10 protein-coding genes are annotated in these 8,110 nt (G+C 74.6%); 4 read left to right on the top strand and 6 right to left on the bottom strand.

Going from position 1 to position 8,110, the window contains the following annotated elements; translation table 11 throughout:
• Positions 1-13: 13 nt before the first annotated feature.
• Both D1350_RS20645 and D1350_RS20650 read right to left on the bottom strand, forming a co-directional pair.
• Entirely contained in the window at positions 14-976 is a 963-nt protein-coding gene (locus D1350_RS20645) for an NAD-dependent epimerase/dehydratase family protein (protein ID WP_125777927.1), read from the bottom strand.
• Positions 973-1,251 carry a hypothetical protein gene (locus D1350_RS20650; RefSeq protein ID WP_125777928.1) on the bottom strand — a complete coding sequence of 93 codons (279 nt, stop codon included), beginning with the start codon at positions 1,249-1,251 and terminating at the stop codon, positions 973-975. The genes D1350_RS20645 and D1350_RS20650 overlap by 4 nt, the downstream gene beginning before the upstream one ends.
• A gap of 110 nt (positions 1,252-1,361) precedes the next feature.
• Between D1350_RS20650 and moaC the strand changes: the two genes are divergently transcribed.
• Both moaC and D1350_RS20660 read left to right on the top strand, forming a co-directional pair.
• Entirely contained in the window at positions 1,362-1,850 is a 489-nt protein-coding gene (gene moaC / locus D1350_RS20655) for a cyclic pyranopterin monophosphate synthase MoaC (RefSeq protein ID WP_125777929.1), read from the top strand.
• Complete coding sequence (locus D1350_RS20660; protein WP_125777930.1) at positions 1,850-2,092, top strand: MoaD/ThiS family protein; 243 nt, start codon at positions 1,850-1,852, stop codon at positions 2,090-2,092. The genes moaC and D1350_RS20660 overlap by 1 nt, the downstream gene beginning before the upstream one ends.
• A 46-nt stretch (positions 2,093-2,138) precedes the next feature.
• On the opposite strand, the gene D1350_RS20665 is transcribed toward D1350_RS20660, so the two are convergent.
• The 3 genes from D1350_RS20665 to D1350_RS20675 all read right to left on the bottom strand — a co-directional run bounded on the left by D1350_RS20665 (position 2,139) and on the right by D1350_RS20675 (position 4,119).
• Positions 2,139-2,633 carry a MogA/MoaB family molybdenum cofactor biosynthesis protein gene (locus D1350_RS20665; protein WP_125777931.1) on the bottom strand — a complete coding sequence of 165 codons (495 nt, stop codon included), beginning with the start codon at positions 2,631-2,633 and terminating at the stop codon, positions 2,139-2,141.
• A 39-nt stretch (positions 2,634-2,672) separates the two neighbouring features.
• On the bottom strand, positions 2,673-3,581 hold the full coding sequence (locus tag D1350_RS20670; RefSeq protein ID WP_125777932.1) for a sulfite exporter TauE/SafE family protein: 909 nt from the start codon (positions 3,579-3,581) through the stop codon (positions 2,673-2,675).
• Between the two features lie 79 nt (positions 3,582-3,660).
• On the bottom strand, positions 3,661-4,119 hold the full coding sequence (locus D1350_RS20675; RefSeq protein ID WP_125777933.1) for an RrF2 family transcriptional regulator: 459 nt from the start codon (positions 4,117-4,119) through the stop codon (positions 3,661-3,663).
• 75 nt (positions 4,120-4,194) lie between these two features.
• Between D1350_RS20675 and modA the strand changes: the two genes are divergently transcribed.
• Together modA and D1350_RS24850 are read left to right on the top strand one after the other, a co-directional pair.
• Positions 4,195-4,962, top strand: coding sequence for a molybdate ABC transporter substrate-binding protein (modA, locus tag D1350_RS20680; RefSeq protein ID WP_125777934.1), 768 nt, complete (start codon positions 4,195-4,197; stop codon positions 4,960-4,962).
• Complete coding sequence (locus D1350_RS24850; RefSeq protein ID WP_125777935.1) at positions 4,959-6,668, top strand: ABC transporter permease; 1,710 nt, start codon at positions 4,959-4,961, stop codon at positions 6,666-6,668. The genes modA and D1350_RS24850 overlap by 4 nt, the downstream gene beginning before the upstream one ends.
• Before the next feature lie 3 nt (positions 6,669-6,671).
• Here the strand turns inward: D1350_RS24850 and D1350_RS20690 are convergent, their stop codons facing one another.
• Positions 6,672-7,931: an AGE family epimerase/isomerase gene (locus D1350_RS20690; RefSeq protein WP_240644250.1), complete on the bottom strand. Its 1,260-nt coding sequence runs from the start codon at positions 7,929-7,931 to the stop codon at positions 6,672-6,674.
• Positions 7,932-8,110 lie beyond the last annotated feature (179 nt).

Genomic DNA, 8,110 nt, shown 5'->3' on the forward strand with positions numbered 1-8,110 from the left:
CCGCGCCGCGGGTTCACGCCGCGGAGCGGTCCAGCTCCCGGAACCACGCCACGGTCCGGGCGAGCCCCGTCTCCCAGGCCACCCTCGGCTCCCAGCCCAACTCAGCGCGCGCGAGGCTGATGTCGGGGCAGCGGAGGCAGGGGTCGTCCTCCGGCCGCTCCACCTGCACCAGGGACGACGACGACCTCGTCGCCGTGATCACGTCCTCCGCGATCTGCCGGACGGTCAGCTCGTGCGGGTTGCCGAGGTTCATCGGACCGGGGTGACCGCTGCGGGCGAAGGCGAGCAGGCCCTCGACCAGGTCGTCGACATAGCAGAGCGAACGGGTCTGGGAGCCGTCCCCCGCGACGGTCAGCTGCTCCCCCGCGAGCGCCTGCCGCACGAACGTGGGCACCACGCGCCCGTCGTGGGCGCGCATGTGCGGCCCGTAGGTGTTGAAGATCCGCACGATCCCCGTGTCGGTCCCGTGGGCGCGCCGGTAGCCGGCGGTCAGCGCCTCGCCGAACCGCTTGGCCTCGTCGTAGACGCTCCGCGGCCCCACCGTGCTCACGTTCCCCCAGTACGACTCGCGCTGTGGATGGACCTGTGGATCGCCGTAGATCTCGGAGGTGGACGCCAGGACGAACCGCGCTCCGTGCTCGTCGGCCAGCCTGAGGGCGTTCCGTGTCCCCCGGGACCCGGCGTCGAGCGTCTCGAGCGGGTGCTCCAGGTAGTCGACGGGAGAGGCGGGCGACGCCAGGTGCAGCACCAGGTCGACCCCGCCGCGCAGGGCGGCACGGACCTGGCCGCCGTCGAGGTCCTCCGTGACGTCGCAGAGCTCGAACCGCAGCTCCGGCCGGCCGCGCAGGTGTGCCAGGTTGCCGAGCGACCCGGTCAGGAGGTTGTCGAGGCACACCACCTCGGCGCCGCCGTCCAGGAGCACCTCGCACAGCCTGCTGCCGACGAACCCCGCCCCGCCGGTGACTACGGCCCTCACCGGGAGACCAGCTTGAAGAAGGTGCTGTCACCGCCGTCGGCCTTCTGCGCCTGGTAGAGGAAGGCCAGCTTCTCCTCGTCGAACTTCGCGAACCAGTCGTCCCAGGAGACCTCCTCGAACCGGTCGTCCCCGGACCCGCCCGGAAAGTCGATGCGCAGAACACCTGCCTCGGCGGCGCCCTCTGTGCCGCGCACGCTGACGGGCCGGCCGTCGTGCTCCTCCACCCAGCGGCGGATCTCGTCGTGGTCGGTGGTGGTCCGGGTGTCGCTGCTCATGGGTCGTCCTCTCGCCGGTGGCTCCGGCAGCCTGGTCTCGACCGCTCGCTCCCAGCCTGTTGCCGGAGCCCTCGACTCGCAGTGTGGGAGGCGCATGGGATCCTGGGCGCGTGGATCTCACGCACCTCGACGAGCGAGGCCAGGCCCGCATGGTCGACGTCACGGCGAAGCAGCCCACCGTCCGCTCCGCCACGGCGGCAGGACGGGTCATCTGCCCACCGCACGTGGTGGCCGCCCTGCGCGACGACGACGTGCCGAAGGGCGACGTCCTGGCCGTCGCGCGCATCGCGGGCATCGCCGCCGCGAAGCGCACCCCGGAGCTGCTACCGCTCGCGCACGTGATCGGCGTGCACGGTGCGGTGGTCGACCTCGAGGTGGTCGACGACGGCGTCGAGATCACCGCGACCGTGCGCACCGCCGACCGCACCGGCGTGGAGATGGAGGCCCTCACCGCCGTCGCGGTGGCGGGCCTCGCGGTGATCGACATGGTCAAGGGCCTCGACAAGGCCGTCGAGCTCGCGAACGTGCGGCTGGTGGCGAAGTCGGGCGGCAAGTCCGGGGACTGGCACCGGTACGGCTTCGGAGCCGGGGAGTCGTGATGCTGACGGTCCGCTACTTCGCCGGTGCCCGGGAGGCCGCGGGCGTCGCCTCCGAGCAGCTGGAGGTCGGCGGCCCGACGCCGGTCGCGGCCCTCCGCAGGGCCCTCGCCGCGAGCCGCCCGGGCCTCGCGCCGGTGCTGTCGAGGTGCGCGCTCCTGGTGGCGGGCAGCCGCGCCACGGACGACACGGTCGTGCCCGACGGCGCCCTGGTCGACGTGCTCCCACCGTTCGCGGGCGGCTGAGCAGGTCGCTGGCGTCGGTGGTCTCGGCCGTCAGTGGTCCCCGCCGTCAGTGGTCCCCGCCGTCGAGCTGGGACCTCAGGTGCGGCCAGAGCGGGAGCAGCACCGCGGCGCCGTCGCGCACCCCGCCGGTGGAGCCGGGCAGGTTGACCACGAGCGCCCGGCCGCCGGAGCCGCTGGCGACCCCGGCGAGACCGCGGGAGAGCACCGCGGTGGGGACCCCGTGGTCCGCCCCGTACCGGCGGATCGCCTCCGCGAGCCCGGGGACCTCCAGCTCCAGCACCTCGCGAGTCCCCTCAGGTGTCAGGTCGCGCGGCGCGAGCCCGGTGCCGCCGGTCGTGAGGACCAGCCGGGCGCCCTGACCCAGCACGGTGGTGAGGGCGTCGCGGACGGACCCCGCGCCGTCGGGCACCACCAGGGTGACCACGTCGTGGAGGCCCGCCTCCGCGAGGAGCTGGACCAGGAGCGGGCCCGACCGGTCCTCGGCCTCGCCGCGGGAGCAGCGGTCGGACACGGTGACGACGGCGGCGCTCGGAACACTCATGCGCCCAAGGTATCCGCGGCAAGGGCGGTGGAGGGGTGGTCAGCGGGTGGGCTCCTCAGCCGGCTTGCCCGCCGGCTTGTCCCCCGGGATCGACCGCAGCGCGAGGTGCGCCCGGAACGACCAGGCGACCGCCGCGGCCCACGCCACCCACACCAGCCCGTAGACGGCCCACTGCACGGGCTCGCCCGCCCCTGCCCAGCCGAGCAGCGTCCGGGAGTTGGTCAGGACGATCAGGCCGCCAACGAGCGAGCCGAGCACGCGCGGCGGCACGATGCGCACGAGCCAGGCCGCGATCGGGGCAGCGATGAGACCGCCGACCAGCAGCGCGAGGGCCCAGCCGGCGTTCACTCCCTGGCTGCCGAGGCCCACGAGGAAGCCGACGCTCGCGGCCACGGCCACGAAGAACTCGCTGGTGTCGATGGAGCCGATCACCTTGCGAGGCTCCATCCGGCCGCTCGCGAGGATCGCGGGCGTCCCGACCGGGCCCCAGCCACCACCGCCGGTGGCGTCCAGGAAGCCGGCGACGAGGCCGAGCGGGGTGAGGAACCGGCGGCGCAGCGGCGCCTCGCGCCGGACGGGCAGGCCCTGGACGGTGAAGCGGAGCAGCACGTAGAGGCCCAGGCCCAGGAGGAGGAACGCCATCACCGGCTTGGCGACCTCGGTGGAGAGCGACGACAGGAACGTGGCGCCCGCGAAGGCACCGATCGCGCCCGGGATGCCGATCCGGGCGACGACCTTCCAGTCGACGTTGCCGAACCGCCAGTGCGCGGCTCCTGACGCGAGGGTGGTGCCGATCTCCGCGAGGTGCACGGTCGCCGACGCCGTGGCCGGGTTGGCCCCGACCGCCAGCAGCAGGGTGGTGGACGTGACGCCGTAGGCCATGCCGAGGCTGCCGTCGACGAGCTGGGCGCCGAGGCCTACCAGGGCCAGGAGGACGAGGGTGCGCATGGTGGAAAAGTAACCCACCAAATCGATCGGGTATAGAGGGATTCCACATGCTGAGCATTGCGCCCGACATGCGGACAGGTCAGGCGTTCTCCCACGCGGCGTCGTCCACCGTGAGGAGGCGGACGCTCTCCGGCAGCGTGCCCGACGCGAGGTCGGCCAGCGTGACGTCCTCGAGCACGGCGCGCACGCTCGCCCGCAGGGCCACCCAGACGTGCAGCAGCGGTGCCGCCGCCCCGCGGAACTCCAGGTCCGACGGCCGCGTCCCGCGGACGAACACCAGCGGCCCGTCCACGGCCCGCACCACGTCGGCGAGGGTGATCCGGTCCGCAGGGCGCGACAGCGTGTACCCGCCGCCGGCGCCGCGCTGGCTCGTGACGAGCCCGTCCCGGCGCAGGTCGGCGAGGATCCCCTCCAGGAAGCGGTGCGGGATGTCCTGGGCCTTGGCCAGGGTCTCGGCACGGACCGGCCCGTCGTGGTCGGCGGAGGCCAGCTCGGCGGCCGCCCGGACCGCGTAGTCAGCGCGTGCAGAGATCCTCATGCGCCCATTCTCGCGCGCCGGGACGGGCCCCGGGCCCGGGCGGGCGCGGGTCGCCCCGTCGCGTAGCCTCGCGCTGTGGATGCACGACGCCGGAACCTCCTCGTGGCGACCCTCCTGGGTGCCGCGGCGGTGCTGGGTGGCTGCGGGACGACGTCGGGCAGCGCGGCGGACGACGACCGCCTGACCGTGCTCGCGGCCGCGTCGCTGCGCGGGCCGCTCGGCGACCTGGAGCCCGCCTTCGAGGCGGCGCACCCCGGGACGGACCTGGTGCTGTCCTTCGGCGGCTCGGCCGACCTCGCGGACCAGGTCGAGGCGGGCGCGCCCGCGGACGTGGTCGCCACCGCGGACGAGACCACGATGGCCCGGCTGTCCGACGGCGGCTTCGTGGAGCCCGCGACCACGTTCGCCACCAACCGGCTGACCGTCGTGGTGCCACGCGACAACCCAGCCGGCGTCACCGGCCTCGCCGACCTGGGCAGGGACGACGTCGATGTCGTGGTCTGCGCCCCGCGTGTGCCGTGCGGGCGCGCGGCGGACGCCCTGGCCGACGGCGCCTTGGTCACGCTGCACCGGGTGAGCGAGGAGGCGAGCGTGACGGACGTGCTCGCCAAGGTCGCCCTCGGCGAGGCGGACGCCGGGCTCGTGTACGAGACCGACGCCGCGTCCGAGCCGGACCGGGTCCTGGCGATCGACACCCCGGAGGCCCAGTCCGTGGTCAACCGGTACCCGGTCGCCGTCCTGACGGGGTCGGCGCAGCCGGACGCCGCGCGGGCCTGGGTCGAGCTGCTGACCGGCGAGGAGGGCCGCGCGGCCCTCGCCGGGGCCGGGTTCGGGCTGCCGTGAGCGGGCTGCCGCGCTGGGTGCTCGTGCCGGCAGCGGTCGGCGCGCTGCTGGTCGTCCTGCCGGTGCTCGCCCTCGTCGTGGGCGTGGACGCCGGGTCGTTCTGGGGGCTGGTCACTGCTCCCGCCGCGCGGGACGCCCTGTGGCTCTCGCTGCGCACCTCCGCGGCGGCGACGGCGTGCTGTGTGGTGCTCGGCACGCCGATGGCTCTCGTCCTCGCCCGAGCCCGGTTCCGCGGCCGCCGGGTCGCTCGGGCGCTGGTGCTCCTGCCGTTGGTGCTGCCGCCCGTGGTCGGTGGTCTCGCCCTGCTCACGCTCCTCGGACGCCGCGGCCTCCTCGGCGCGGTCCTGCCCTTCCAGATCCCCTTCACGACGGCGGCCGTGGTGCTCGCCCAGGCGTTCGTGGCGCTGCCGTTCCTGGTGCTGACGCTGGAGGGGGCACTGCGGACGCTCGACACCGAGCACGAGGACGTCGCGGCGACGCTCGGCGCCCGGCCTTCGCGTGTGCTGCTCCGGGTGACGTTGCCGCGGCTGCGGCCGGCGCTGGCGTCGGGCACCGTGCTGTCGTTCGCCCGCGCGCTGGGCGAGTTCGGGGCCACCCTGACCTTTGCCGGGGCACTGCAGGGCGTCACGCAGACCCTGCCGCTCGAGGTCTACCTCGCCCGGTCCGCCGACCCCGACGCCGCGGTCGCGCTCTCGCTGGTGATGGTGGTGGTGGCGCTGGTCATCGTGGTGGTGGCATACGGGTCGGCGCCGGCGGCGTGGCCGTTCGGGCGGGTGGAGGCCGGAGCGTCGGCCGGGACGTCGGCCGGGACGTCGGCCGGGGCCGCCGGTCCCCCGAGCGCCGGGATAGGTGTGGGTCCGCGAGACAGGCGTGGGGAGGACCTGTCTCGCGGTCCTGACCCCTCTTCCGGCGGACCCGGGCCTCTCTCGGCGGGGGCGGGGGCGGCGGCCGGGATGGGGGCGCGCGCGACCGCGGCCCTGCCGCTGTCCGTGCGGCTCAGCGTGCCCGCACGCGGGGTGGACCTCGAGCTCGAGGTCGCCGCCGGGGAGCTCGTGGTCGTGCTGGGCCCCAACGGCGCGGGGAAGTCCACGCTCCTGCGGGCGGTCGCCGGCCTCCTCGAACCAGGCCCGGCCGACGACGTCCGGGTCGCCCTCGGCGGCCGCGTCCTCACCGGCACGGCCGACGGCGTGCACGTGCCACCGCGGGCTCGCCACGTGGGCTGGCTGGCGCAGCGGGCGGCGCTGCTCGATCACGTGCCGGCGCTGGACAACGTGGCCTTCGGTCCCGCGTCGAGGATCCGCTGGTCGCCGGGGCGCGCCGCCCGGACCCGGGAGGTGGCGGCCGCGCACCTCGCCGCGGTGTCCGGCAGCTCCCTCGCAGCCCGCCGACCCCGCGAGCTCTCCGGCGGCCAGGCGCAGCGGGTCGCGATCGCCCGTGCCCTCGCGACGTCGCCCGACGTCCTCCTCATGGACGAGCCGTCCGCCGCGCTCGACGTGGACAACGCCGCGCAGGTGCGGTCGCTGATCCGGGCGATGCACCAGGCGCAGCCGCGCACCACCCTCTTGGTAACGCACGACCCCGCCGACGTGCGGGTCGCCGACCGGGTCGTCGTCCTCGACCGCGGCCGGATCGTCGAGGACGGGCCGGCCGCCCAGGTGCTGGCCTCGCCCGAGAGCGCCTTCGCGCGGCGGCTGCTCAGGCCGTGAGGATCAGGCCGTGAGGATCGGCCCAGCCTCCTGGGCTGACAGCGCAAAGCTGCCGGTGAGCGGCAGCTCCGGCAGGATCACTGCCTGCGCGGCGTGATAGACGTCAGGCTTGCCGACCCAGGTCCGGCCCGACGGCCGGTTCTCCGTGTCGAGCTCGTGGAACCAGGAACCGCGCTCCACGTCGAGCAGGTTCGCGCCGATCCACTCCCACCACTCTGCCGCCAGGTCGGCATAGCGGTCCTCGCCCGTGACGCGGTGCAGCACGTCGGCCGTCGCGACGGCCTCGGCCGCGACCCAGTGGAACCGTCGAGGCTCCACGGGGCGGCCGGACCAGTCGGTGGTGTAGACGAAGCCACCGCCCGCAGGGTCCCAGCCGTCCACGACGGCCCGGTCGAACAGCGAGGCCGCGGCCGCGGTGCGCGCCCCGTCGGTCCCGCTCTCGACATCGAGCTGGACGAGCAGCCGGGACCACTCCAGGCCGTGACCGGGGGTCGCGCCGTACGGCTTGAACTGGTCGTGCGGCCGGTCCGCGTTGTACTCGAGCTGCGGCTCCCAGGACGCGTTGAAGTGCTCCGGGATGCGCCAGGCGTTGGCCTCTGCCCAGCCGATCACCCGGTCGCCGATCGCCTGCGCCCGGGTCAGCCACTCGCCCTCACCGGTTGCCCCGTGGGCAGCGAGCAGCGCCTCCACGCCGTGCATGTTCGCGTTCACGCCGCGGTACGGCTCCACGACCGACCAGTCCCGCGACCGCTCGTCCAGGTGCAGCCTCTGGTCGGGCTCCCAGAACTTCTCGTCCAAGACCCGGAGCGCGTCCGCCAGCAGGGCCGGCGCACCCTCGATGCCGGCCACGGTCCCCGTGGAACCAGCCAGCACCACGAAGGCGTGGGCATACGCCGCCTTGTGCCCGACGACGGCCCCCACCTCAGGACCTCTGCCCGCTACCCAGCCACCGTGCTCCTCGTCGGCGAGGACGTCGGTCAGCCCACGGACGGCGAGAGCCGCACGTTCCTGCGCGCGCGGGACGCCCAGGAGGGCACCCAGCGCGAAGGTGTGCGCCATGCGCGCGGTGACCCACGTCTCGACGGGATGCGTGGGGTCCGGGAGACCGTCGTCGTCGAGCCAGCAGGCGGCGCCGTCCGGACGGAGCGAGGAGCCCGCGAACTCGAGGAGCGAGACGAATTGCCGCCGTCGCCAACGTGAACCCTCTGACAGAGAAGGGGACTCGGGCAGGCCCGCGCCGGTGGAGGCCATATCGTTTCGCACCCACCCAGGATACCGAGCGCCACGGCGCCTCGGGCCCAACTACGGAGATGCCCTGGAAAGGAAATGTCTCCGGAATGCACGAAAACCCGCACCCTGGTGGGTGCGGGTCTTCGTGTGAAGGGTGTCCGGCGGCGTCCTACTCTCCCACCCCGTCTCCAGGGCAGTACCATCGGCGCTGT

Source organism: Antribacter gilvus (assembly GCF_003946865.1).
Classification (GTDB): domain Bacteria; phylum Actinomycetota; class Actinomycetes; order Actinomycetales; family Cellulomonadaceae; genus Antribacter; species Antribacter gilvus.

What these genes read in the sequence shown, in the direction of transcription:
- D1350_RS20675 (WP_125777933.1), bottom strand. Translation starts at nt 4,119, where the DNA reads ATGAGGATCTCTGCACGCGCTGACTACGCGGTCCGGGCGGCCGCCGAG.
- D1350_RS20670 (WP_125777932.1), bottom strand. Translation starts at nt 3,581, where the DNA reads ATGCGCACCCTCGTCCTCCTGGCCCTGGTAGGCCTCGGCGCCCAGCTC.
- D1350_RS20665 (WP_125777931.1), bottom strand. Translation starts at nt 2,633, where the DNA reads ATGAGTGTTCCGAGCGCCGCCGTCGTCACCGTGTCCGACCGCTGCTCC.
- D1350_RS20650 (WP_125777928.1), bottom strand. Translation starts at nt 1,251, where the DNA reads ATGAGCAGCGACACCCGGACCACCACCGACCACGACGAGATCCGCCGC.
- D1350_RS20660 (WP_125777930.1), top strand. Translation starts at nt 1,850, where the DNA reads ATGCTGACGGTCCGCTACTTCGCCGGTGCCCGGGAGGCCGCGGGCGTC.